We start from the raw sequence: 24,789 nt of genomic DNA on the forward strand, positions 1-24,789 counted from the left end.
TTTCCTCAGGAGCGGGCATTCCAGGCGGCCAGCGTGTCCTGCAGGCTGGCGGCGCGCGGGGGGCGGGGCTGCTCGGGCACGCTGCGCGAAAAGCGCGGCGCCGGCGCGGGCTGGAGCACGCCGCCGGCCTCGGTGAACGTGGCGCGCGCGCGGTTGTGGGCGTGCTGGGGCGCCTCGTCCCAGTCGAGCACGGGCGCGAAGCAGGCATCGCTGCCTTCCAGCAGCTCGCACCACTGCTGGCGCGTGCGCGTGCGGAACACGTCGGCCAGGCGCAGCTTGAGCAGGGGCCAGCGCGCGGCGTCCAGCTGCGCGTCGAACAGCGGGTCCTGTATGCCGCAGCGCTGGCGCAGCTCGGCGTAGAACTGCGGCTCGATGGCGCCTATGGCGATGTATTTGCCGTCGGCGCAGGCATAGGTGTCATAGAAGTGCGCGCCGCCGTCCAGCAGGTTCTCTCCGCGCTGGTTGCTCCACTGGCCCTTGGCCTTGAAGCCGTACATGAAGGCCGACAGCAGGGCCGTGCCATCGGTCATGGCCGCATCGATGACCTGGCCCCGGCCGCTGCGCCCGGCCTCGTGCAGGGCGGCCAGCAGGCCCACGGCCAGCAGCATGCCGCCGCCGCCGAAGTCGCCCACATAGTTGAGCGGCGGCACGGGAGCCTCGCCCGCGCGGCCGATGGCGTGCAGCGCGCCGGAGATGGCGATGTAGTTGATGTCATGCCCCGCCGCATGCGCCAGCGGCCCGTGCTGGCCCCAGCCCGTCATGCGGCCGTAGACCAGGCGCGGGTTGCGCGCCAGGCAGGGCTCGGGCCCCAGGCCCAGGCGCTCCATCACGCCGGGCCGAAAGCCCTCGATCAGCAGATCGGCGCGTGCGATCAGCGCCAGGGCCGAGGCCTGGCCTTCCTCGCCGCGCAGGTCGATCTCGACCTGGCTGCGGCTGCGCGTGGTGATGTCCTGTGCATCGACCGGCGTGCCGGGCCGCGCGATGCGCAGCACCTCGGCACCCATGTCGGCCAGCAGCATGGCGCAGAACGGCCCCGGGCCCAGGCCCGCGAACTCGACTACGCGCACGCCTTCAAGCGGTCCTGGCATGGAGGTCTCCTTTGTTCTCTTTTCTTCAATGAACCATAGAGCAGAGCGCTATGGAACTGGCGTTGTCCAAGCGAGAGACACCGAGGAAGGGCCGCCCCGCACCGAAGGTGTCGTCCCCCATTGGGGGAAGCCGCTCAGCGGCTCAGGGGGTAATTCCTGTACTCCTCGCGCAGCTTGGTCTTTAGCAGTTTTCCCGTGGCCGTGTGCGGCAGCTCGGCCACCTGCAGCACATCGTCGGGCAGCCACCATTTGGCGATGCGCGTGGACAGGAAGTCGAGCATGGACTCGCGGCTGACGCTGTGGCCTGCGCGCGGCACCACCAGCAGCAGCGGCCGCTCCTGCCACTTGGGATGGGCCACGCCGATGATGGCGGCCTCGGCCACGCCGGGATGGCCCATGGCGGCGTTCTCCACGTCGATGGAGGAAATCCACTCGCCGCCCGACTTGATCACGTCCTTGGCGCGGTCCACCAACTGCAGGAAGCCGTCGGCATCGATGGTGGCCACGTCACCCGTGGTGAAGAAGCCTTCCTCATCGACGGGCGAGCCGCCTTCGCCCTTGAAGTAGCCGCTGGCGATCCAGGGGCCGCGCACGCGCAGGTGTCCCCGGGCCTGGCCGTCCCAGGGCTGGGGCCGGCCGTCGTCGTCCACGATCTTGAGGTCCACGCCCCAGACGCCGCGTCCCTGCTTGAGCTTGACCTTGACCAGTTCCTCGCCCGACAGCGCGTCGTGCCGGGGCAGCAGCTTGCTGACCACGCCGATGGGGCTGGTCTCGGTCATGCCCCATCCCTGCACGACCTGGGCGCCGAACTGGTTCTCGAAGCGCTCCAGCATGGCGCGCGGCACGGCCGCGCCGCCGATGCCAATGCTCTTGACGCCCAGCGCGCGCGGGTCGATGTCGGGATGCGCATCCAGGTACTGGAACAGCATCAGCCACACGGTGGGCACGCCCTGCGAGAAGGTGACCTTCTCGTCGCGCATGAGCTCGTAGACGCTCTGGCCGTCCAGGTGGGGGCCGGGCAGCACCAGCCGTGCGCCGGCCATGGCCGCCGCATAGGGCGTGCCCCAGGCGTTGGCATGGAACATGGGCACGATGAGCATCACGGTCTCGCTCGCGTTCAGGCCGAAGGTGTCGGGCGCCAGCTCCATCAGCGTGTGCAGCACGGTGGAGCGGTGCGAGTACAGCACGCCCTTGGGGTGGCCCGTGGTGCCCGAGGTGTAGCACAGCGACGAGGCCGTGCGCTCGTCGAACTCGGGCCACTCGAAGTCCTCGCTCTGGTTGCCCACCAGCTCGTCCCAGCAGTGCAGGTCGGGCAGGTCCAGCGCGGGCATGTGCTCGCGCGAACTCATGCAGACATAGGTGGTGACGGTCTTCAGATGCGGTGCGAGCTTTTCCACCAGCGGCGCGAAGGTCACATCGAAGAACAGCACCCGGTCCTCGGCATGGTTGGCGATGTATTCGATCTGCTCGGGAAACAGGCGCGGGTTGATGGTGTGCAGCACCGCGCCGCTGCCCGAGACGCCGAAGTACAGCGCCAGGTGGCGCCAGCTGTTCCAGGCCAGCGTGCCCACGCGTTCGCCGGGCTGCACGCCCAGCGACTGCAGGGCGTTGGCCACCTGGCAGGAGGCGCGGCGCATGCCGGCCCAGTCGGTGCGGTGCAGGCCACCGTCCCGTGTTTCCGGCAGGCGCGAGACGATCTCGGTGTGCGGATGAAAGCGCGCCGCATGCTCGATCAGCGACGAGATCATGAGCGGGCGGTCCTGCATCAGTCCTTGCAAGGCGGGCATGGGGTGTCTCCTGTCGTTGTCCTGAAGGCCGGGGTCATTGCACGGGCGCGTAGCGGCTGCCGTCGAAGCGCACGAGCTGCATCTTCTTGATGGGGAAGAAATCGTCCCCACCGGTCTGCAGGCTGATGCCCGGGTAGAGCATGGGCAAGTCCATCTTCAGGCTGGCGGCCTGCTTCATGATGTTGGCGCGCGTGAGCTCGTCGCCGGCCTGCCTGAGCACCTGCACCAGGGTCTGGGCCTGGGAGTAGCCGATGACGTTGAGCGAATCGTTGGGGTCGCCAGCCGGGTAGAACTGCTTCATGAAGGCCAGGTAGCCCGCCAGCTCGGGCGTGCCCTGGTTGGTGGGGTCCGAGGGCTCGCGCAGGTAGCTGGCCGTCATCACGCCGCGCGCGTTGTCCAGGCCCGCGGGCTTGAGCACCGAGCTGATGGACAGCGAGACGCTGACCAGGTAGTGCGCAGGCTTCCAGCCGATGTCGGCGGCCTTGCGTATGGACTGGGCCGCGAACTTGGGCGTGCTGATGTTGATGAAGGTGTCCGCCCCCGAGCCCTTGAGCGCCACCATCTGGCTGTCCACCGTGGGGTCGCCGACCTCGTAGGTCTGCTGCACGACGATGCGCTGCTTGGCCTGCTCGCCGAATCCGTCGAGCACGCCCTTGAGGTAGTCCTTGCCGAAGTCGTCGTTCTGCATCAGGACGGCCACCTTGGCCTGGGGCCGCGTGGCCAGGATGTGCTGGGCGAAGGTGCGGCCTTCGAGCTGGTAGGTGGGCTGCCAGCCCATGGTCCAGGGGAAGTTCTTCGGATCGCCCCAGCGCGTGGCACCCGTGGAGACGAACAGCTGGGGCACCTTGCGCTGGTTCATGTAGCGATGCACGGCCTGGTTGTGCGAGGTGCCCAGCGCGCCGAACATCAGCAGCACGCCGTCGCGCTCGACCAGCTTGCGCGTCTGCTCCACGCTCTGGGCGGGGTTGTAGGCGTCGTCGGCCGAGAGGTAGGTGATCTTGCGGCCGTTGATGCCGCCCTCGGCGTTGATCTTGGCGAAGTAGGCCGCATGGGCCTTGCCGATGGTTCCGTAGGCCGACACCGGGCCCGAGTAGGGCACGAAGTTGCCGATGCGGATCTCGGTGTCGCTGGCGCCGGTGTCGTACTTCTTCTGGGCCTGGGCTGGCACCGGGGTGATGGCCGGCAGGACCAGCGCCAGGCAGGCGATCAGGGCCCGGGGGCCGCGGGCGAAGGGGTTGCGCATGGTGGTCTCCTGGCTTGCGGGCGCCGTGCCCGCTTTTCTTGTGGTGGCCGGTCCATGGTAGGAACCGGCCCGGCGCGCGCCCATCGTCGATTCCGACGAATGCATGTGCGGGCGCAGCAAGGTGCGTCGGGAAGGTGTGGCGGGAAGGCGCGGCGGTCAGCCCGGCTGGCGGGGCGCGAACACGGGCTCGCGCTTTTGCATGAAGGCCTGCACGCCCTCCATGAAGGCCGGCGCGCCCACCAGATCACGCTGGCGTTCGGCCTCGTAGTGAAGCTGCTGCTCCAGCGTGGAAGCGGCTGCGTGGTCCAGCGCGCGGCGGGCTTCCAGCACGGCACCGGCCGGCAGCCGCGCCAGGCGGGCGGCCGTGGCCAGGGCCTGCTCGCGCAGGGCCTCGTCGTCCACGCAGGCCCAGACCAGGCCCCAGTCGGCAGCCTGCTGCGCGCCCAGCCTGTCGCCCAGCAGGGACAGGCCCAGGGCGCGCGCACGGCCCAGCCGGCGCTCGATGAACCAGGTGGTGCCCAGGTCCGGCACGATGCCCAGGCGCGGCAGGAAAGGCAGGTAGAAGTAGGCCGAGCGCGCCGCCAGCGCCACGTCGCCGGCCAGTGCCAGGCCCACGCCGGCCCCGGCTGCCGCGCCGTTGATGGCGCAGACCACGGGCACGGGCAACTGCTGCAGGTCCAGGATGAGGCGGTTGGACAGCTGCTGCATGTTGTCGGCCGTCTGCTCGCCCAGCGTGCGGCCATCGGCCTGGGCCCCGCCTTGTGCCCCACCTTGTGCCCCGCCTTGTGCGCCGCCCATGGACGACAGGTCCGCGCCCACGCAAAAGCCCCGGCCCTCGGCGGTGAGCACCAGGGCGCGGAGGGAGCTGTCCTCGCGCACCTCGGCCAGCAGTTCGCGCAGCCGCAGCTGCAAGGGCCTGCCCAGCGGATTCATGCGGGCGCTGTCCTGGAGGACGATGAGTGCGATCTCGCCGTTGTTGCCGTTGTCGCCGTTGTTGCCGTGGCGTTCCATGCGGACGGCCGGACTGGAATTCATGGGGGACTCCTGTGGGTGGGGATGGAAAGTCAGGCACGCGGCCGCTGCCGGGGCAGGTGCAGGCCCGGTCGGCCCAGCCGGTGCAGCAGGCCCATCACGCCGCCGGGCATGGCGAACATGAAGACGATGAGCACGGTGCCGTAGACGGCCCAGGGCGCGGCCTTGGACACCTGCTCGGCCAGCCCCGGGATGAACATGATGAACAGGGCGCCGAACAGCGCGCCCCACAGCGTTCCCACGCCGCCCACCACCACGCCCACCAGCAGCGAAATGGACAGGAACATGGTGAAGGAGTCAGGCGCCACGAACTGCACGGCAATGGCCGACAGCGCGCCGCCCACGCCCGTGTAGCCGGCCGAAATCGCAAAGGCCATGGACTTGCAGTGCGCGTTGTCCACGCCCATGGCCTCGGCCGCCATGGCGTGGTCGCGGATGGCGCGCAGCGCCAGGCCGCTGCCGCTGTCTATGAGGTTGCGCGCCATCCAGAACAGCAGGGCCGCCACGGCCAATGCATAGAGGTAGAACCACTGGTCGGCATCCAGCGGCAGGCCCCAGGGCGCCTCGGGCTTGGTCAGCACGATGCCGCCCACGCCGCCGGTCCATGCCTCCAGGTGGCGGTACTTGAGCAGCTGGGGCATGGCCACGCCCAGCGCAAAGGTGGCCAGCGCCAGGTACAGCCCTTCCAGCCTGAGCGCGGGCCGCCCGAACAGGTAGCCCGCCGCCAGGCTCACCAGGCCCGCTGCAGGCACGGCCAGCCAGTAGGCCAGGCCTGCGCGGTCCATCAGGATGCCGGCCGCATAGGCGCCTATGGCGAAGAAGGCGCCATGGCCCAGCGAGATCTGGCCGCTGTAGCCCGTGAGAATGTTCAGCCCCACCAGGGCCACGGCATAGGCCAGCACCATGGTGGCCTGGAACAGCTGGTAGCCCTTGGCCACGAAGACCAGCGAGCAGGCCGCCAGCGCCAGCGCCGCGATCAGTACCGTGCCCAGGGGCAGGGGGCGGGGCGCGCTGGTGGCGGCGACCAGTGCGTCAGACGAGGAGGCGGATCGTGTGGACATCATTGTTCTCCAGGGCGTTGGGCACAAAACTGGCGTGGCCCAAAAGCGAGGGTGTCGTCCCCCTCCCGCGTAGCGAGAGAGGGGGCGCCGTGCAACGGGAAGCGGCGTAGCCGCTCAGGGGGGACATTGTTCAAACGCTCCTGACGACCTTGCGGCCTATCAGCCCGGCCGGCCGCACGATGAGCACGCCCACGATCAGCACCAGGGCCACCGAGAGCTTGAGTTCGGTGCCGACCACGTAGCTGCCCACCAGGTTTTCAAGCACGCCCACGATGAAGCCGCCCAGCACGGCGCCCGCGGGGCTGTCGATGCCGCCCAGCAGCGCGCCCGCAAAGGCATACAGCAGCACGCCGCTCATCATGTGCGGATCGAGGAAGACCACGGGCGCCACCATCATCCCGGCCACCGCGCCGATGGCGCCGGCCAGGCCCCAGCCCAGCATCAGCATGCGCCCCACGAAGATGCCCACCAGGCGCGAGGAGGCCGGGTTCTGCGCGGCCGCGCGCATGGCCAGCCCCAGCGGCGTGAGCCGGAAGAAGGCAAACAGCAGGGCCACGATGGCCAGGGCCACGAAGATGGTGCCCACCTCGTGGGCCGACATCAGGGCGCTGCCGTACCAGGCGTCGGCCGGGAACGGGCTTGGGAACTCCTTGATGGTGTAGCCGAAGATCCAGCCGGCCAGGCTGTGGAAGACGATCAGCAGGCCGATGAAGACCACCACCTGGGCCAGGTCCGCCGCCTTGTGCATGGGGCGGATGATGGCGAACTCCACGGCCGCGCCCAGCACGAAGGACAGCGCCACCGTGGCCAGGAAGGCCCACCAGTACGGCAGCCCCGCCTGCAGCAGCGCCCAGGCGATGAAGGTGGAGAACATGGCCATCTCGCCCTGCGCGAAATTGATGTGGTGCGTGGCCTGGTAGATCATGACCAGGGCCAGCGCCACGGTGGCATAGATGCCGCCCGTGGCCAGGCCGGCCAGCAACTGGTGGATGAAGGCGTCCATGGCCGCTACTCCCCGAGATAGGCCTGGCGCACCGCGTCGTTGCGGCGCATGGCTTCGCTGGGGCCGTGCAGCACGATGCGGCCGGTCTCCAGCAGGTAGGCGCTGTGCGCCAGCTCCAGCGCCAGGCGCGCGTTCTGCTCCACCAGCAGGATGGTCGTGCCCTGCTCGGCGTTGATGCGCCGCAGGATGCCGAAGATGTCGCGCACCACCAGCGGCGCCAGGCCGAAGGAGGGCTCGTCCAGCAGCAGCAGGCGCGGGCGGCCCATGAGGGCACGGGCAATGGCCAGCATCTGCTGCTCGCCGCCTGACAGCGTGCCGGCCTGCTGCGTGCGGCGCTCGCGCAGGCGGGGGAAGTAGCCGAACATGCGCTCCATATCGCCACCCACGTCGGCACGGGCAGCGCGCGTGGGCCGGGCCTGCGCGCCCAGGCGCAGGTTGTCCTCGGCGCTGAGCTGGGCGAAGGTGCCGCGCCCGTCGGGCACATGGCCCACGCCCTGGCGCGCGATGCGCTCGGTGCTGTGCCGGTCTATGCGTTCGCCGGCCAGGCGCACCTCGCCGCGCGTGTCCACCAGGTGGCGGCAGATGGCGCGCAGCGTGGTGGTCTTGCCCGCGCCATTGGCGCCCAGCAGGGCCGTGACGCGGCCTTCGGCCAGGTCCATGTCGATGCCGTCCAGCACGCGCACCGACCCGTAGGCCGCATGCAGTCCGCGGATTTCAAGCAGTGCCGGCATGCGCCACCTCCCTGTCCTGATCCTGCGGCTGCATGTCCGAACCCAGGTAGGCACGGATGACTTCGGCATGGGCGCGGACCTCGCCCGGCGTGCCCTCGGCGATCTTGCGGCCGAAGTTCAGCGCCACGACCTTGTCGCTCACGCGCATGACCAGGCCCATGTGGTGCTCCACCAGCAGCACGGTCAGGCCCAGCCGGTCGCGCAGCGACAGGATCAGGTCGCCCAGGCCGGCCAGCTCCTCATGGTTGAGGCCGCAGGCCGGCTCGTCCAGCAGCAGCAACTGCGGGCGGCAGGCCAGGGCGCGCGCCAGCTCCACGCGCTTTTGCGTGCCGAAGGGCAGGTCGGCCACGCGGCGCTCTGCCACGCCCGTCAGCTCCAGCAGGGCCATCAGAGACTGCGCCTGGGCGCGGGCTTCTTCCTCGCGCCGGCGAACGCCGGGCAGGCGCAGGGCATCGCGCACAAAGCCGGCATGCTGGTGGCTGTGCGTGCCCAGGCGCACGTTGTCGGCCACCGTCATGCTGGAAAACAGGGCCAGGTTCTGGAAGGTGCGGCCCATGCCCAGCGCGGCCATGCGGTGGCGCGCCAGCGTGGCCAGCGGATGGCCGCGAAAGCGGATGTGGCCGGCCTGCCAGGCATACAGCCGCGACAGGCAGTTGAACAGGCTGCTCTTGCCCGCACCGTTGGGGCCGATGAGGCCGCAGATCTGGCCTGCCGCAACATCGAAACTCACGCCGTCCAGCGCGACGATGCCGCCGAAGCGCAGCGAAACGCCTTCAATGCGCAGCAGGGGCTGCGAGTCCTGGCTCATGGCTTTCCCTCCCCCCGATGGTGGGTGACCGGCGCGGGCCGCGCCGGTCGCACGGTGGCATGGCGGCGCCTACAGGCGCTCGATGATGGTGACGTTGGCCATGCCGCCGCCCTCGCACATGGTCTGCAGGCCGTAGCGCCCGCCGCGCGCATGCAGGGCGTGGATCAGCGTGGCCATGAGCTTGGTGCCCGAGGCGCCCAGCGGATGGCCCAGCGCAATGGCGCCGCCGTTGACGTTGAGCCGCGCCGGATCGGCGCCCGTGGCCTGCAGCCAGGCCAGGGGCACGGGGGCAAAGGCCTCGTTGACTTCGTACAGGTCGATGTCGGAGATGCGCATGCCGGCCTTCTTCAGCGCGGCCTGGGTGGCGGGGATGGGGGCCTCCAGCATGATCACGGGGTCATGCCCGAGCAGGCTCATGTGGTGGATGCGCGCCAGCGGCTGCACGCCCAGGACCTTGAGGCCGCGTTCGCTGACCACCATGACGCCGCTGGCGCCATCGCAGATCTGGCTGGCCGTGGCTGCGGTCACGCAGCCGCCCTCGCGGATGGTCTTGACGCCGGCAATGCCCTCCAGCGTGGCGTTGAAGCGTATGCCTTCATCCACCGTGTGCGGCTGGCCTTCGCCCTCGGCACCGCCTTCGGCGCTGCGCGCCTGCACGGCCAGGATCTCGCGGTCGAAGCGGCCCTCGCGCGCGGCCTGCACGGCGCGCTCATGGCTTTGCAGCGCATAGGCGTCCAGCTGGTCCTTGGCCAGGCCGTACTTGCCGGCCATCATCTCGGCGCCCATGAACTGGCTGAACTCCACGCCCGGATAGCGCTGCTGCATGGCCGGGCTCATGTACACGCCCAGGCCGGCCTTGGCGGGCAGGGCGTTGGGCGTGCCCATGGGCACGCGCGACATGCTCTCCACGCCTGCGGCGATCACCATGTCCATGCTGCCCGACATCACGGCCTGGGCCGCGAAATGCAGGGCCTGCTGGGACGACCCGCACTGCCGGTCCACCGTGGTGCCCGGCACGGACTCGGGCAGGGACGAGGCCAGCACCGCGTTGCGCGCCACGTTCGTCGCCTGCTGGCCGACCTGGCTGACGCAGCCCATGATCACGTCCTCGACCTGGGCCGGGTCGGCCTGGCTGCGGCGCACCAGCTCGTCCAGCACCTGGGCCGCGAGATCGGCCGGATGCCAGCCCGAGAGCTTTCCGCCGCGCTTGCCGCCCGCCGTGCGCGTGGCGGCGACGATGTATGCCTGTGCCATGGATATGTCTCCTGTTCCTGTATTCCTGGGGGGGATGGTGGCCCGGCCGGCGCGGGCCGGGCATCGTCGCAATCGACGATTCCGGCCAGGGAAAACGCGGGGACGGTGCCTGCCGTGGTGACTGGGCGGTGCGCCTAGCGCGGCGCCATGCGGATGGCGCCGTCCAGGCGCACGCACTCGCCGTTGAAGTAGCCGTTGGTGATCATGGTCTCGGCCAGGTGGGCGTATTCGTCGGGCTGGCCCAGCCGCTTGGGGAAGGGCACGGAGGCGGCCAGCGCCGCCTTCACGTTGTCGGGCGCGCCCTGCAGCAGCGGGGTGTCGAAGATGCCGGGCAGGATGGTGTTCACGCGGATGCCCTCGCCCATGAGGTCGCGCGCGATGGGCAGGGTCATGCCCGTGATGCCGGCCTTGCTGGCCGAGTAGCTGGCCTGGCCCATCTGCCCGTCCTGCGCCGCCACCGAGGCCGTGTTGACGATGGCGCCGCGCTCGCCGTCGGCCAGCGGCTCCAGCGTGAGCATGCCCGCCGCCGACTTGGCGATGCAGCGGAAGGTGCCCACCAGGTTGATCTGGATGATGCGGTCGAAATTGGCCACGGGCAGGTGCCGGATCTCGCCCGTGGCCTTGTCGCGGCTGGCCGTCTTGACGGCATTGCCCGTGCCCGCGCAGTTGACCAGGATGCGCTCCTGCCCGTGGGCCGCGCGGGCCTGGGCAAAGCCCGCGTCCACGCTGGCCTCGTCGGTCACGTCCACGCGGCAGAACAGGCCGCCTGTCTCGCGCGCCAGCGCCTGCCCGGCCGTCTCGTTGAGGTCGAACAGGGCGACGCGCACGCCCCTGGCGGCCAAGCGGCGCGCGGTGGCCGCGCCCAGGCCCGATGCCCCGCCCGTGACGACGGCGCTGATGCTTGCGTCAAGCTTCATGTGTGGGTCTCCTTTGTGAGAGTCTTTGCCGCGCGCCCTGTCGCCTTGGCTCGCGACAGGGCGCGCTGCGCTGCCTATGATCTGCAGGCCAGTCTAGGAATCACCCCGCATTGCCGCCATCGTCGAAACCGACGAAAGTGCCCGCTCCTTCACTCCTGCCATGTGCTCCTCGCCCGCATGCCGTCCCCAGTGCCCATTCCTGCTCCCGGTTCCGGCTATGTGCCCCAGGCCAAGCTGAGCCCGCCGCGCGCGGCCGCAGCCCAGGTGGCGCGCCTGGCGGTGGCCGCGCGCTGGCCCGAGGCGCTGCGCGCCCGTGTGGTGCTGGTGCGTGCGCCGGCCGGCTTCGGCAAGACCACGGCCATGCGCCAGATGCGCGAGCGCCTGCAGGCCGAAGGGCAGGCCACGGCCTGGCTCACGCTGGATGCCGCCGACAACGATGTCTCGCGCTTTCTGCAATGCCTGGGCGCGGCCGTGCGCGGCCTGGGCGGCATGGCCGAGCGCGAGGCGGACGGGCCGGGCGAGCTGTCCCGGGCGCTGCAGTCGCTGGCCGGCGAAGGCCGGTCGTTTGCGCTGTTCATCGACGATTTCGAGGTGCTGCACAACGATGCCGTGCTGGGCCTGGTGCGCCAGCTGATGGAGCAGTTGCCCGTGCACGGCCGGCTGGTCATAGGCTCGCGCGCGCTGCCGGCCCTGGGGCTGGGGCGGCTGCGCACCAGCGGCCAGCTGCTCGAGATCGATGCGGCGCTGCTGCGCTTTTCAGCGGCCGAGGCCGAGGAGTTCTTTCGCCTGCGCGGCTGCGCGCTGCCGCGCGAGGCCGTGGCGCGCCTGGTGGACAAGACCGAAGGCTGGATAGGCGCGCTGTGGCTGGCCTCGCTGGCGCTGGAGCGGCATGGGGCGCACAGCGATTTCATCGAGCGCTTCTCGGGCTCGGAGCGTGCCGTGGCCGACTACCTGGCCGAGGACGTGCTGGCACAGCAGGCCGCGCCCGTGCGCGATTTTTTGCTGCGCACCAGCATCCTGCGCACGCTGGATGCCCAGGTCTGCCAGGCCCTGGTGCCGCGCGCCGATGGCGCCGCCATGCTGCAGGCGCTGGAGCAGGCCCATCTGTTCTTGCTGCCGCTGGCCGACGAAGGGCAGGGCAGGCGCAGCTGGCGCTACCACAGCATGTTTGCCGACTTCCTTCGCGCCCAGCTGCAGCGCGAGCGCCCTGGCGAGGTGCAGCGCCTGCATCTGGCGGCCAGCGGCTGGTACGAATCCTGCGGCCGGCCCGTGCCCGCCATCGAGCATGCGCTGGAAGGCGGCGACCTGCCGCATGCCCTGTCCCTGCTGGCGCGCCATGCCGAGGCGCTGATGGAGCAGGGCCGCATGCGCCTGCTGTCGCGCTGGTTCACGGCCCTGCCGGCGCCGCTGCTGGCGCGCGAGCCGCTGCTGCAGGCCGTCGCCGCCTATGCCGACTGCTTCACCCGCGGTCCCGTGCAGGCACAGCTGTGGCTGGATGCGCTGGAGCCCGGCATGGCCGCCGACCCTGCCGCGCAGGCCCTGGTCATCGCCCTGCGGCCGCTGCTGCTGGCCATGATGGACCGCGTGGAAGAGGCTGCGCCCCTGGGCCGCGAGGCGCTGGCGCGCCTGCCCAGCTGCCGGCCCTTTGCGGACAGCTCGCTGACCAATGCCATGGCCTACGTGGCATCGGTGCTGGGCGATACCGACGAGGCCCGCCGCCTGCTGGATGCGGCACGCAGCACCCAGGCCGGCAGCCTGTTCAGCCGCATGTACACCGAGGCCATGGAAGGCGTGCTGGACCTGTCCGCCGGCCGGCTGCGCCAGGCGGCAGCGCGTTTCAGGGTGGCGCTGGCTGCCACGCCGCGCAGCGCGGCCTACAACCCCACCAACGGCAATGCCTGGGCAGGCGTCCTGTACGCGGGGGTGCTCTACGAGGGCAATGACATCGACGGCGCCGATCACCTGCTGCAGGTCTACCTGCCGCTGGCACGCGATGTGGGCCTGCCCGACCACGTGATCGCCAGCTACCGCATGCGCGCGCGCATCGCCTTCCTGCGCGGCGACGTGGATGCCGCCGTGGGCCTGCTCACCGAACTGGAATACCTGGGGCACGAGCGCCAGCTGCCGCGCGTGACGGCCAGCGCGCGGCTGGAACATGCGCGCATCTTCGTGCTGCAGGGCAACCGGGCGGCCGCGTCCGAGGCGCTGGAGCGTGCCGACGACCCTGGCGTATGGCCGCGCGTGGAACGCCTGCGCCTGCCGCCGCACGAGGTGGAGGACATCGCCATCGCCCGGCTGCGCTGGGGGCTGCACTTTGGCGACTGCCGTGACGTGCGCGATGCCATCGCCCCCTTGCTGGCCGATGCGCAACTGCGCGGGCGCCGCCACCGCAGCCTCAAGCTGCAGGTGCTGTTCGCGCTGGCCGAGGCGGGCTGCGGCGACTTGGACGCCGCAGCCGCCATGCTGGCCCAGCCGCTGCGCCACGGGGCCAGCGAAGGCTTTGTGCGCCTGATGCTCGATGAGGGGCCGCTGCTCGCGCCCGTGCTGCAGCGTGTGCTGTCGCCCTCACTGACGCCTACACTGTCGCGCCGCACGGAAGCGGCGGAGCCAGAGGCGGCCGCCCATGCGCAGCGGCTGCTGTCTGCCCTGGGCGAGCCTGCCGAGCCCGCCGATCCCCCCGAGCTGCAGGCAGCGGATGCGCCCCAGGACCCGGCGCCGGCCACGGCGCTTGCCGAGCCCCTGACCCGCAAGGAGCTGCGCGTGCTGGAACTGCTGGCCTCGGGCTACTCCAATGCGGCCATGGCCGAGAAGCTCTTCGTCTCCGACAGCACGGTGCGCACCCACCTGCGCAGCATCAACCTCAAGCTGGGCGCGCGCAGCCGCACCCAGGCCGTGGCGCTGGCGCGGGAGCTGCGGGTTCTGCGCTAGGCCGCTGGCGGCTCAAGCCTGCAGATGGCGCGCATAGGTCAGGAACACTTCGTCACGCACCCAGCCCAGCGACTCGTACAGCGCCTGGGCGCGCAGGTTGTTGCGGGCCGTGGTCAGGTCCATGCGTGCATGGCCCGTGGCGCGGGCATGGGCTTCGGCCGCCAGCAGCAGGGCGCGGCCCACGCCCAGGCGGCGCGCATCGGGCACCACGAAGAGGTCGTAGAGCACGTAGATGGGCGCGGCCAGCACCGAGCAGAACGAGGGGTAGAGCTGGCAAAAGCCCAGGGCGCTGCCGTCCGGTCGGCGGGCCAGCAGGATCACGGATTCGCCGCGCTCCAGCCGCGCCGTGATGAAGGCCAGCGCCGCGTCGGCATCCGCAGGTTGCTCGTAGAACTGGCGGTAGGCATCGAACAGCGGCGCGATCAGCGCGGCATCTTCGGGGATGGCGGTGTGTATGGCTGTGGAGTTCATCGGTGGTCCGGGGCTGAGGTTGCCAGCATGGCGCAGGGCAAGGATGCCGTGCTCATATCTTTGCTGAATCTCTCCATTTGGAGATGTGATTTGACCTGGATCATGGACAGGCGGAACACTCCCGGCCCATGTCCGAACAAAAGATCGAGTTCTACAAGGGGGCCGCCGGCGGCTGGGGCGCACTGCGCAGCGTGAGCCAGGCCCTGATGCGCCAGGATATCGCCGTCAAGGGCGCCAAGACCCTGCTGTCGGCCAACCAGCCCGACGGCTTCGACTGCCCGGGCTGCGCCTGGCCCGACCGCAACCACCATTCCACCTTCGAGTTCTGCGAGAACGGCGCCAAGGCCGTGGCGGCCGAGGCCACGGCGCGCCGCGTGACGCCCGAATTCTTTGCCCGGCACACGGTGGCCGAGCTCATGGCGCAAAGCGATTTCTGGCTGGAAGACCAGGGCCGGCTCACCGAGCCCATGGTGTACGACGCGGCCAGCGACCGCTACCGGCCTATCGCCTGGGACGACGCCTTTGCGCTGATTGCCCGCCACCTGAACGCGCTGCCCGACCCGAACCAGGCCATCTTCTACACCTCGGGCCGCGCCAGCAACGAGGCGGCCTTCCTGTACCAGCTGTTCGTGCGCGCCTACGGCACCAACAATTTCCCCGACTGCTCCAACATGTGCCACGAGCCCAGCGGCAGCGGCATGAAGCCGCAGATCGGCGTGGGCAAGGGCACGGTGCAGCTGGCCGATTTCGAGCAGGCCGATGCCATCTTCATCTTCGGCCAGAACCCCGGCACCAACCACCCGCGCATGCTGGGCGAACTGCGCGCAGCCCACAAGCGCGGCGCGCGCATCCTGAGTTTCAACCCGCTGCGCGAGCGCGGGCTGGAGCGCTTCCAGGACCCGCAAAGCAAGCTGGAGATGGCCACCCTGGGCGCCACGCCCATCAGCACGCACTACTTCCAGCTGCGCGTGGGCGGCGATATCGCGGCCGTCAAGGGCATCATGAAGCATGTGATCGCGCAGGACGATGCATTGGGGCACGGGTGCGGCGGCGTGCTGGACCATGCCTTCATCGCCGAACACACGACCGGCTTCGAGGCCCTGGCCGAGGACCTGCGGGCCGAGGACTGGGGTCTTCTCGAGGCCGAGTCCGGCCTGAGCCGCGCGCAGATGCAGACGGCGGCCGAGGTCTACATCGCCGCCCGCAGCACCATCGTCTGCTGGGGCATGGGCATCACGCAGCACATGCATTCGTTGGCCGCCGTGCAGATGCTGGTCAACCTGCTGCTGCTGCGCGGCAACATCGGCCGCCCGGGTGCGGGCGCCTGCCCGGTGCGCGGCCACAGCAATGTGCAGGGCGACCGCAGCATGGGCATCTGGGAAAAGCCGCCGGCCGCGCTGCTGGACCGGCTGCAGCAGGTCTTCGGCTTCGAGCCGCCGCGCGCCCACGGCGTGGACGTGGTCGAGTCCATCCGCCTCATGCTCGAAGGCAGGGGCAAGATCTTCTTCGCGCTGGGCGGCAACTTCGCGGCGGCCACGCCCGACACGCATGCCACCTGGCAGGCGCTGCGCCGCTGCGACCTGACCGTGCATGTGACCACCAAGCTCAACCGCAGCCACCTGGTGCACGGCCGCGAGGCGCTGATCCTGCCCTGCCTGGGCCGCACCGAGATCGACATGCAGGCCACCGGGCCGCAGGGCGTGACGGTGGAGGACTCCATGGGCATGGTCCATATCTCCAGCGGCATCAACCCGCCTGCGTCCGAGCACCTGCTCAGCGAGATCGCCATCGTCGCGCGCCTGGCTGCCGCCACGCTGGGCGCGCAGCGGCCCGTGCCCTGGCAGGAGCTGGCCGGCGACTATGCGCGCATACGCGAGCTGATCGAGCAGGTCTTCGACGACTTCCACGACTTCAACGCGCGCGTGGCCGTGCCGGGCGGCTTCAAGCTGCGCAATGCGGCAAGCGAGCGCATCTGGGAGACGCCCCGGGGCAAGGCCGGCTTCTTCGTGCACGCCGTGCCGCGCGACACGCCCGTGCACCGTGCACGCGCCGCGCGCAGCCCCGGTGCATCGCCGGTGTTCACGCTGTTCACCACGCGTTCGCACGACCAGTACAACACCACCATCTACGGCATGGACGACCGCTACCGCGGCGTCTTCGGACAGCGCCGCGTGGTCTTCATCCATGCCGAGGACATCCGCGCCCTGGGCATGAAGGATGGCGACTGGGTGGACCTGCAGACGGTGTGGGATGACGGCCAGCAGCGCAGCGCCGAGCGCTTCAGGCTCGTGGCCTACGACATTCCGCGCGGCTGCATCGCTGCCTACTATCCCGAGACCAATCCGCTGGTGCCGCTGTCGGCCACGGCCATTGTGGCGGGCACGCCCAGCTCCAAGTCCATTCCCGTGCAGCTGGTGGCGCACCGGCTGCCTGCCGTGCCGTCTCCCGCGCTGGAAGAAATGGCGGCCTGAAGTGCAAGGCATGGAAGAACTGGCCGCCGCCATCCTGCGCGAATTGGCCACCGAGCCCGCACCCATGTCCCTGCCCAGGCTGGGCAAGCGACTGGGGCAGGGCGCCAGCGTGCTCATGCGCTGCCTGGCGCTGATGGGCGATGCACCCATTGCCGGCACACCGGGGCCGGGCTGGGTCAGGCTGGAGCAGGAAGAGGGGCGGTGGCTGGCGGCCCTGACGGAGCGCGGGCGCTTGTGGGTGGAGGCCGAGGCCTGTCAGGCGCTGGCCGAAGGCACGGGACGCGTGCGGTAGAACTGCATCGGAAACTCCTGCATTTCCTTGGCGTGCTGGTTGATCACCGCGCGCTTCATCTTGCCCACCACGTGCATTTCGCAGGGCTTGCAGTCGAAGCGCAGCGTGAGTTTTTCCTTGCCGTTGATCAGCTGCAGCGGCTCGGCCTTGATCGTGCCCTTGACGCCGATCACGCCCTTGGCCTGCTTGGGGCACAGGCTCATGGAAAAGCGCACGCAATGCTTGGTGATCATCAGGCTGACTTCGCCTTCTTCTTCCTTGCTCTCGTAGGCCGCGTCGATGACCTTGACGCCGTGCTTGATGTAGAAGTCGTGCGCCTTCTGGTTGTAGACGTTGGCCAGGTAGGTCAGCGTGTCCTCGGGGAAGGGCACGGGCGGCTCCACGGGCAGGGCGCGCGGCAGGCGCACGAAGCCGGCCTGGCGCGCGGCCTCCAGCGCGGCGACGGCGTCGCGGCGCAGCTGGTTCAGGGCCGAGGCCGGCACGAACCAGGGCTGGCTCAGCTGCAGGCCGATGTCATGCACGGAGAAGATGGTGGCACCGAAGCGGCCCAGCTGCTCGCGCAGCGTGGCCTCGGCACGGGCTGCGTCGGTGGCGGCCTGGTGTTCCTGCACGATGGCGGCGGTGGCGGTGAAGCCGTCCTCGTCGGTCAGCGTGAGCGCAAAGCCGTCGGGCGTTTCCTTGAGTTCGGCCCACAGGCCGATGCGGCGGTCGCTGGACTTCTTGTCCAGCGTGCGCACCCAGGCCATGTCGCGGTTGCGGTTGACTTCCAGGCCCTTGCGCAGGTCCTTGAAGCCGGCGATGGGGTCCTTGGGGAACAGGCGCCACAGCGACTTCTTCGCATCCACCGACTCGGCGCGGTTGATCTGCAGGCCCACCAGTTCCTTTTGCAGGTCGTAGTAGCACAGGCCGTCGCCGTTGTGCAGTTCGGTGTCGCGGCTCGAGGTCTCGATCTCCACGAAGTTCTCGCCCACCTTGGTGACCCAGCCGATGGCGCGGCCCGGTGTCTTGGGCGTGTCGAAGGCGCCGATGTCGTCCTTGCGGCCGTTGACGAAGTAGTCGGTGAACTCGCGGTTGAAGTTCTGGTCGGGGTCTGGCGTGAAGCTGAACGTGGTGCTGCCTGAAGACGAGCGCGCCAGCGGCGTGTCGGAGAATTCGCGCTCCTCGATGATTTCGTCCAGCAGCTTGCGGTAGTGGGCCGTGATGTTCTTCACATAGCCCATGTCCTTGTAGCGGCCCTCGATCTTGAAGCTGCGCACGCCGGCGTCGATCAGTGCGCGCAGGTTGTCGCTCTGGTTGTTGTCCTTCATGGACAGCACGTGCTTTTCGTGGGCAATGATGCGGCCGCTGGCGTCCAGCACCTCGTAGGGCAGGCGGCAGGCCTGGTTGCAGTCGCCGCGGTTGGCGCTGCGGCCCGTGTGGGCGTGGGTGATGTAGCACTGGCCCGAGTAGGCCACGCACAGCGCGCCGTGCACGAAGAATTCGATGGTGGTGCGCGCCGGGTCGGTGGCCGCACGCACGGCGGCGATCTGCTGCAGGTCCAGCTCGCGCGCAACGACGATCTGCGACAGGCCGGCATCCTGCAGGAAGCGGGCCTTCTCGGGGGTGCGGATGTCGGTCTGGGTGCTGGCGTGCAGCTGGATGGGCGGCAGGTCCAGCTCCAGCAGGCCCATGTCCTGGATGATCAGCGCGTCGGCACCGGCCTCGTAGATCTGCCAGGCCATCTTGCGCGCGGCCTCCAGTTCATCGTCGCGCAGGATGGTGTTGAGCGTGATGAAGATGCGGCTGCCGAAGCGGTGCGCGTGGTTGATCAGGCGCTGCAGGTCGCGGATGTCGTTGCCCGCCGTGGCGCGCGCGCCGAAGGCCGGGCCGCCGATGTAGACGGCGTCGGCGCCATGGTTCACGGCCTCGATGCCGATGTCGGCATCGCGCGCGGGAGACAGGAGTTCGAGCTGGTGGGGCAGGAGGGACATGGGGCTTTGTGGTGTTCTGTGTTCGTACCCGCACCGGCGTGGGGGCCGGGCGTCGGGCGCAATGCGGGGGAAACTGGCCCCCACGCTACCCTTGCTGCGCAAGGTCCGCTGCCCCCCAAGGGGGCCGCTTTTTGTCTTGGGGCGGTCCGGCGACGAAAACCTCGCAGCCCGCTTGCGGTGAGGCGCAGCATTATCGCCGCAGCCCCGAAAAAACGCGCGCCAGGGGGTATGCGCCCGATGCCCGGACGCGCAGCGCCGGTTTTTGCCTATCCTTTAGGATGCGCACTGCACGGGCCGGGCCGCCATGCCGGACACCCTGGCCCGTGCCTGCTCCGCCCTCTGCCTGGTGCGCTTTCGCTGCGCCAGTCCTTGACCGGCCGGGCAGCGCCAGACTGGCCACGCCGCAGCGGATTTCGCTGGCCAAGGCGCCGTTTCACTGATTGACCGTTTTTTCCAGGAGTTGCCATGCACGCCTCGATTCGCCATTTCCCGTGGGCCGGCCCGGCCCTGCTGTGCGCCATGCTGGGCAGCGGCGGCCTGGCCTGGGCGCTGCCGGGAAGCGGCCCGGCCAACGGGCAGGCGGCAGGGGCTTCCGCTGCGGCGGCTGCACCCGGTACGGCCGCTGCACCCGCTGCGCCCGCTGCACCGGGTTCAGCCGATGCGCCCCTGGTGGTGCGCATTGCCCATGCCGGGCCTGTGTCCGGCCCCATTGCCAGCCTGGGCAAGGATGAGGAAAACGGCGTGCGCATGGCCCTGGACGATCTCAATGCCAAGGGCCTGGAGATCGGCGGGCGCAAGCTGCACTGGAAGCTGGAGGCCGGCGACGACGGCGGCGACCCCGGCCAGGCCGTGGCCCTGGCCCGGCGCCTGTGCGACAAGAAGGTGGCGGCCGTGGTCGGCCACCTGCAGTCGGGCACCACGCTGCCGGCCACGTCCATCTATCAGGACTGCGGCATCGTCATGGTCACGCCTGCGGCCAGCAACCCGGCCATCACCCAGTCGGGCTATGACACCACGTACCGCGTGATCGCCGACGACCGCGCCATGGTCGATGCGCTGGTGTCCCACGCCGTGGGCAAGCTGGGCGTCAAGCGCGTGGCCATCATCGATGACCGCTCGGCCTACGGCCAGGGCATCGTGGCGCTGTTCGAGGCCCAGGCGCGCGAGCAGGGCATCGAGATCGTGGACAAGCAGTACACCGGCGACAAGTCCACGGACTTCGTCCCCATCCTCACGGCCATCAAGGGCAAGAAGCCCGACGCCATCTTCTTCGGCGGCCTGGATGCCCAGGCCGGCCCCATGCTCAGGCAGATGGCCCAGCTGGCCATGGACAAGGTGCGCTTTCTGGGCGGCGACGGCCAGTGCACGCTGCGCCTGCCCGAGCTGGCCGGCAACGCGGCGCCGCTGCGCAACGTGACCTGCGCCGTGGGCGGCAGCCCGCTGGAGCGCATGCCGGGCGGCGCTGCCTGGAAGCAGCGCTATGACCAGCGCTTTGCCGACCAGTACCAAGTCTTCAGCCCCTACGCCTACGATGCCACCATGGTGCTGGCCCAGGCCATGGTGCGGGCCGATTCCATCCGGCCCGATGCCTATATCCCCTATCTGCGCCAGACCCGGTATGAGGGCGTGACGGCGCCGATTGCCTTCACGCCCCAGGGCGAGCTGCAGGCGCCGGTGGTCACGCTGTACCACTACGCGCAGGGCGTGCGCAAGGCGCTGCCCTGACGCGCTGACAACGTGGCTGCCGAACCCCCTTTCTTGCCGCAGGCCGACGACGAGGCCTGGATGCGCGCCGCCCTGGAGCTGGCACGCGCCGCTGCAGGGGCGGGCGAGGTGCCCGTGGGCGCCGTCATCGTCAAGGACGGCGCCATCATCGGCCGGGGCCGCAACGCGCCCGTGGCCCACGGCGATCCCACGGCCCATGCCGAGGTGCTGGCGCTGCGCGATGCGGCCGCGCACCTGGGCAATTACCGGCTGGACGACTGCACGCTCTACGTGACCCTGGAGCCGTGCACCATGTGCAGCGGCGCCATGCTGCATGCGCGCCTGGGCCGCGTGGTCTATGGCGCGGCCGAGCCGCGCACGGGCGCGGCCGGATCGGTGCTGGACGTGTTTGCGCTGCCGCAGATCAACCACCACACGCAGGTGACGCGCGGCGTGCTGGCCGGCGAATGCGCGGCCCTGATGTCGGACTTCTTTCGCATGCGCCGCGCCGAGCAGCGCGCGGCCCAGCCGCATCCGCTCAAGGACACGGCACTGCGCCATGCGGATTCCACCTTCGGCGGCTTTGCCCAGCCGCAGTGGCGCAGCGATCTGCCGGCGCTGGCAGGCCTGCGCCTGGCCGTGGTCGATGAAGGACCGCACGATGCACCGCTGACCTGGCTGTGCCTGCACGGCAGCCCGGCATGGGGCCAGCTGTTCCAGCCCATGCTGCCCGGGTGGCTCCAGGCCGGCCATCGCGTGGTCGTTCCCGACCTGCCGGGCTTTGGCCGCAGCGACCAGCCCAAGAAGGACAAGGCGCACAGCGCGGCCTGGCATGTGCAAGTGCTGCTTGAGCTGGTGCTGGCGCTGAACCTGCGGAACATCGTGCTGGTCGGCCATGACGATGGCGTGCACCTGGGCCTGGCCGTGGCGCAGGCCGAGCCCGCCCGTTTTTGCGGCGCCTGGCTCATGAATGCCTGGCCTGCAGGCCCGGCGCCCGATGCCTGCGTGCAATGGTTTGCGCAGGCGGCGCGCAAGCCGTCATGGCCCGTGGGCCGCGCCATGCGCGAGGCGGGTGAGGAGGCTGGCGCACAGCCGCAGGCCTGGAACCTGCCGTTTTCCCAACCCGGCCACCGCGCCGCGCTGCAGGCCTGGCCCCGCGTGCAGGCCGAAATGCCGCCGCTGCCGATGGCGTTGCTGGTGCCGTGGAGCCAGCAGCAGCGCCTGTGGGTGCAGGGCGGCGAGCACGATGCGCTGATGCCCGCGCCCGCATGGCGCCAGGCTTGGCTGCAGGCGCTGCCACAGCTGCCGCCAGCGCAACTGCGCCTATCCCCGTGCGGCCATTGGGTTCCCCTGTGCGCTGCCGGCATGGTGGCCGACGCTGTGGAATACTTCCGCCCGTAGGCCTGCGCCGCCGGCCCCTTGCCGGGGCTGCGCAGCGGCAGGTCCCCGTCTTCACTCCCCTTGCAATATGGAGCATGCCGGCCAGGGCCGGCATGGAACCACCTTGGCCACTTCGCGCAGTTCCCGCTCTTCCAGCACGCCCGGCACGCCCAGCACATCCGGCACGCCCCGCAAAAAGGCAGCCGCTGCCGCGCCTGCACCCGTTGATCATGCGCACGAACATGTGCATTCCGCCGACGGCACCTGCTGTGCCCACGGGCACGAACATCCACATGGCCATGACCGTGCACAGGAGCATTCGCATGCTGCGGCGCATGACCATGGCGCTGCCCACAGCCACGATCACGGCCATGTGCATGCCGCCGACGGCAGCTGCTGCGGCCATGCGCCTGACCAGGGTCCGCGCCACATCTATATCTATTCGCCCGCCGGTGCCGTGCGCGACAAGGCCGGCTTCAAGCGCGGCGTGCGCCGCCTGGAGGCCATGGGCCACCAGGTGGAGATCGATGCCGACGCGTTGAGCAGCCACCAGCGCTTTGCAGGCGACGACGGCACGCGCCTGGCGGCCATCGAGCGCGCAGCGGCCAGCGGTGCCGACCTGGCGCTGCCCACGCGCGGCGGCTACGGCCTCACGCGTATCCTGCCGGGCATCAAGTACAAGGCCGTGGCCAAGGCCATCGCAGGCGGCACGCGCTTCGTGGGCCTGAGCGACTTCACGGCGCTGTCGCTGGCCCTGCTGGCCAAGACCGGCGCCACCACCTGGGCCGGCCCGCTGCTGGTGCACGACTTCGGCCGCCCCGACGACGAGGGCGGCGTGGACGACATCATGCTGGACTGCTTCAACGACCTGCTCAGCGGCCAGGGCGAGGGCGCGGGCTGGCAGATGCCGAAGATCGGCCTGCGCGAAGACGGCAAGCCTGCCGTCAAGGACTTCTACATCAGCGGCGGCGCCACGCTGTGGGGCGGCAACCTGGCCGTGCTGGTCTCCCTGCTGGGCACGCCTTACTTCCCGCAGATCAAGGGCGGCATCCTGTTCCTGGAAGACGTGGGCGAGCATCCCTACCGCGTGGAACGCATGCTGACCCAGCTGCTGCATGCCGGTGTGCTGGCCCAGCAAAAGGCCATCGTGTTCGGCCAGTTCAGCGAGTTCAAGCTCAGCTCGCACGACAAGGGCTTCAAGCTGCAGACCGTGATCGACTGGCTGCGCAGCCAGGTCAAGTGCCCCGTGCTGCAGGGCCTGCCCTACGGCCATGTGCCGACCAAGGTGATGCTGCCCGTGGGCGCGCCCGTGTCGCTGTCGGTCGAAGGGCGCGATGCGCTGATCTACTGGGGCCACGTGCACTGAGCGGCAAGGAGCAGACGGCATGCTGCAGATGTGGGAGTTCGCGGCCTACCCGCTGCTGGCGCTGATGTTCGTCGGCATCTTCACGCGCGAGGTGATCGCGCCGGCCTCGCGCAACCACTGCGACCGGCGCTGGCTGATCCTGTCCACGCTGCTGGGCCTGGGCACGCTGGCCACCACCTTGGCGGTAGGCCATCTGTTCTCGGACGGCATCCGCCGCCATGCGCTGCTGGACGTGGGCCGGCAATGGCCGGCCTGGGCCGTGGGCGCACTGAGCTTTGTGCTCACCAGCTTTGTCTTTTACTGGTGGCACCGCGCCACGCACCGGTCGGACACGCTGTGGCGCCTGTTCCACCAGCTGCACCACAGCGCGCCGCGCGTGGAGGCGCTCACGGCGTTTTTCGCCCATCCCATGGACACGGCCGCCGCCGTGCTGCTGAGCGCGCTGTCCAGCTACTGGGTGCTGGGGGCCAGCCCGCTGGCTGCCGCCTTTGCCATCGGCCTCACGGGGGCGTTCGACCTGTTCCTGCATGCCGACATCCGCACGCCGCGCTGGCTGGGATACATCGTGCAGCGGCCCGAGATGCACACCGTGCACCACCAGTACGGCCACCATGCGCAGAACTACGGCCTGCCCGTCTGGGATCTGCTGTTCGGCACCTGGGCCAATCCGGCCGAGCGGGTGGAGCGCCTGGGCTTTGATGCCGACAAGGCCGAGCGCGTGACCGACATGCTGCGCTGGCAAGACGTGCACAAGCAGAACTCCCCCTGAGGCGCTGCGCGCCTTCCCCCTCTCGCTTCGCGGGGGGGCGGCGCGGCCGGCGTAGGCCCTTGCTCGCTGTCCCTTGTTCTTGGCCGCGCCAGTTTTTGAGGTTCTGTACGGTGGCGGTGGGGGCTGACTGCTATTCGAGATACCGGCCGTTTTCCTTGCGGCGGGCGCGCATGCCGGTGCGCAGGAAGAGCACGGTGCCGCCTTGCTCGGCCAGCGGCGCGCGCGTGTCGCCGGACAGGTGGGCGTCCAGGCGCTGGGGCAGGTTCTCCAGCAGGGAGCGGATGGCGGACAGGTCGGTGTCGGCCGCTTCGGGGTGGTCGCGCACGAAGCCTTCAAGGTAGGCGCGGGCATCGGCCTGCAGCTGCTCGCGCGTGGTGGCCAGCGAGACGTAGCTGACGCCGGCCTGGCCCGGCGCCTCGGTTCCCAGCAGGTAGCAGCCTATGTAGTCACCACGGGGCTGGCCCACGGGCGGGTCCTGGCTGAGCTTCTTCAAGAGGCTGAAAGGCCACATTCC

At 69.9% G+C, this 24,789-nt stretch carries 20 protein-coding genes; 7 read left to right on the forward strand and 13 right to left on the reverse strand.

Translation table 11 applies throughout. The features are described from left to right. Positions 1-5 precede the first annotated feature (5 nt). The 10 genes from ACF8ML_RS11785 to ACF8ML_RS11830 all read right to left on the reverse strand — a co-directional run bounded on the left by ACF8ML_RS11785 (position 6) and on the right by ACF8ML_RS11830 (position 10,924). Positions 6-1,088 (reverse strand): CaiB/BaiF CoA-transferase family protein, encoded by a 1,083-nt coding sequence (locus ACF8ML_RS11785; RefSeq protein WP_012206624.1) that lies wholly within the window; start codon positions 1,086-1,088, stop codon positions 6-8. Positions 1,089-1,222: 134 nt separating this feature from the next. Beyond that, positions 1,223-2,875 (reverse strand): long-chain-fatty-acid--CoA ligase, encoded by a 1,653-nt coding sequence (locus ACF8ML_RS11790; RefSeq protein WP_392408055.1) that lies wholly within the window; start codon positions 2,873-2,875, stop codon positions 1,223-1,225. 34 nt (positions 2,876-2,909) lie between these two features. Then, positions 2,910-4,118 carry an ABC transporter substrate-binding protein gene (locus ACF8ML_RS11795; protein ID WP_338500180.1) on the reverse strand — a complete coding sequence of 403 codons (1,209 nt, stop codon included), beginning with the start codon at positions 4,116-4,118 and terminating at the stop codon, positions 2,910-2,912. Between the two features lie 156 nt (positions 4,119-4,274). Continuing rightward, positions 4,275-5,153 carry an enoyl-CoA hydratase-related protein gene (locus ACF8ML_RS11800; protein WP_392408057.1) on the reverse strand — a complete coding sequence of 293 codons (879 nt, stop codon included), beginning with the start codon at positions 5,151-5,153 and terminating at the stop codon, positions 4,275-4,277. Positions 5,154-5,182: 29 nt separating this feature from the next. Continuing rightward, the gene (locus ACF8ML_RS11805; protein WP_238002196.1) at positions 5,183-6,211 is read right to left on the reverse strand and encodes a branched-chain amino acid ABC transporter permease; all 1,029 of its coding nucleotides are present in this window, start codon (positions 6,209-6,211) and stop codon (positions 5,183-5,185) included. A gap of 130 nt (positions 6,212-6,341) precedes the next feature. Continuing rightward, positions 6,342-7,214, reverse strand: coding sequence for a branched-chain amino acid ABC transporter permease (locus tag ACF8ML_RS11810; RefSeq protein WP_392408058.1), 873 nt, complete (start codon positions 7,212-7,214; stop codon positions 6,342-6,344). Positions 7,215-7,219: 5 nt separating this feature from the next. Then, the gene (locus ACF8ML_RS11815; protein WP_012206618.1) at positions 7,220-7,945 is read right to left on the reverse strand and encodes an ABC transporter ATP-binding protein; all 726 of its coding nucleotides are present in this window, start codon (positions 7,943-7,945) and stop codon (positions 7,220-7,222) included. Next, entirely contained in the window at positions 7,929-8,753 is an 825-nt protein-coding gene (locus ACF8ML_RS11820; RefSeq protein WP_074921417.1) for an ABC transporter ATP-binding protein, read from the reverse strand. The genes ACF8ML_RS11815 and ACF8ML_RS11820 overlap by 17 nt, the downstream gene beginning before the upstream one ends. 69 nt (positions 8,754-8,822) lie before the next feature. Next, positions 8,823-10,007: an acetyl-CoA C-acetyltransferase gene (locus tag ACF8ML_RS11825; RefSeq protein ID WP_392408059.1), complete on the reverse strand. Its 1,185-nt coding sequence runs from the start codon at positions 10,005-10,007 to the stop codon at positions 8,823-8,825. Between the two features lie 134 nt (positions 10,008-10,141). Next, complete coding sequence (locus ACF8ML_RS11830) at positions 10,142-10,924, reverse strand: SDR family NAD(P)-dependent oxidoreductase (RefSeq protein WP_016451398.1); 783 nt, start codon at positions 10,922-10,924, stop codon at positions 10,142-10,144. Positions 10,925-11,101: 177 nt separating this feature from the next. On the opposite strand from ACF8ML_RS11830, the gene ACF8ML_RS11835 reads away from it, so the two are divergent. After that, the gene (locus ACF8ML_RS11835) at positions 11,102-13,852 is read left to right on the forward strand and encodes a LuxR C-terminal-related transcriptional regulator (RefSeq protein ID WP_392408060.1); all 2,751 of its coding nucleotides are present in this window, start codon (positions 11,102-11,104) and stop codon (positions 13,850-13,852) included. Between the two features lie 12 nt (positions 13,853-13,864). Here the strand turns inward: ACF8ML_RS11835 and ACF8ML_RS11840 are convergent, their stop codons facing one another. After that, on the reverse strand, positions 13,865-14,323 hold the full coding sequence (locus ACF8ML_RS11840) for a GNAT family N-acetyltransferase (RefSeq protein WP_013801551.1): 459 nt from the start codon (positions 14,321-14,323) through the stop codon (positions 13,865-13,867). Between the two features lie 128 nt (positions 14,324-14,451). Here ACF8ML_RS11840 and ACF8ML_RS11845 point away from each other — a divergent pair, with 128 nt between their 5' ends. After that, entirely contained in the window at positions 14,452-16,794 is a 2,343-nt protein-coding gene (locus ACF8ML_RS11845) for an FdhF/YdeP family oxidoreductase (RefSeq protein ID WP_392408061.1), read from the forward strand. Between the two features lie 10 nt (positions 16,795-16,804). After that, positions 16,805-17,086 carry a hypothetical protein gene (locus ACF8ML_RS11850; RefSeq protein WP_012206611.1) on the forward strand — a complete coding sequence of 94 codons (282 nt, stop codon included), beginning with the start codon at positions 16,805-16,807 and terminating at the stop codon, positions 17,084-17,086. Here ACF8ML_RS11850 and ACF8ML_RS11855 read toward each other — a convergent pair. Next, entirely contained in the window at positions 17,050-19,056 is a 2,007-nt protein-coding gene (locus ACF8ML_RS11855; protein ID WP_016451402.1) for a U32 family peptidase, read from the reverse strand. The two genes, ACF8ML_RS11850 and ACF8ML_RS11855, sit on opposite strands and share 37 nt — an antisense overlap. 465 nt (positions 19,057-19,521) lie before the next feature. On the opposite strand from ACF8ML_RS11855, the gene ACF8ML_RS11860 reads away from it, so the two are divergent. The 4 genes from ACF8ML_RS11860 (at position 19,522) to ACF8ML_RS11875 (ending at position 24,275) form a co-directional block, all read left to right on the forward strand. Further along, on the forward strand, positions 19,522-20,781 hold the full coding sequence (locus ACF8ML_RS11860; RefSeq protein WP_047218406.1) for a branched-chain amino acid ABC transporter substrate-binding protein: 1,260 nt from the start codon (positions 19,522-19,524) through the stop codon (positions 20,779-20,781). Between the two features lie 60 nt (positions 20,782-20,841). Continuing rightward, positions 20,842-22,161 carry a tRNA adenosine(34) deaminase TadA gene (tadA, locus tag ACF8ML_RS11865; RefSeq protein ID WP_047326914.1) on the forward strand — a complete coding sequence of 440 codons (1,320 nt, stop codon included), beginning with the start codon at positions 20,842-20,844 and terminating at the stop codon, positions 22,159-22,161. Between the two features lie 352 nt (positions 22,162-22,513). Further along, positions 22,514-23,506, forward strand: a complete 993-nt coding sequence (locus tag ACF8ML_RS11870; RefSeq protein WP_392408064.1) for an LD-carboxypeptidase — start codon at positions 22,514-22,516, stop codon at positions 23,504-23,506. Positions 23,507-23,525: 19 nt separating this feature from the next. Then, positions 23,526-24,275 carry a sterol desaturase family protein gene (locus tag ACF8ML_RS11875; RefSeq protein ID WP_016449226.1) on the forward strand — a complete coding sequence of 250 codons (750 nt, stop codon included), beginning with the start codon at positions 23,526-23,528 and terminating at the stop codon, positions 24,273-24,275. 130 nt (positions 24,276-24,405) lie between these two features. Here the strand turns inward: ACF8ML_RS11875 and ACF8ML_RS11880 are convergent, their stop codons facing one another. Next, positions 24,406-24,786 carry a hypothetical protein gene (locus tag ACF8ML_RS11880; RefSeq protein WP_034363630.1) on the reverse strand — a complete coding sequence of 127 codons (381 nt, stop codon included), beginning with the start codon at positions 24,784-24,786 and terminating at the stop codon, positions 24,406-24,408. Positions 24,787-24,789: the final 3 nt, after the last annotated feature.

It is taken from the genome of Delftia sp. WSY_10, assembly GCF_043104705.1.
Taxonomy (GTDB): Bacteria; Pseudomonadota; Gammaproteobacteria; order Burkholderiales; family Burkholderiaceae_C; genus Comamonas; species Comamonas tsuruhatensis.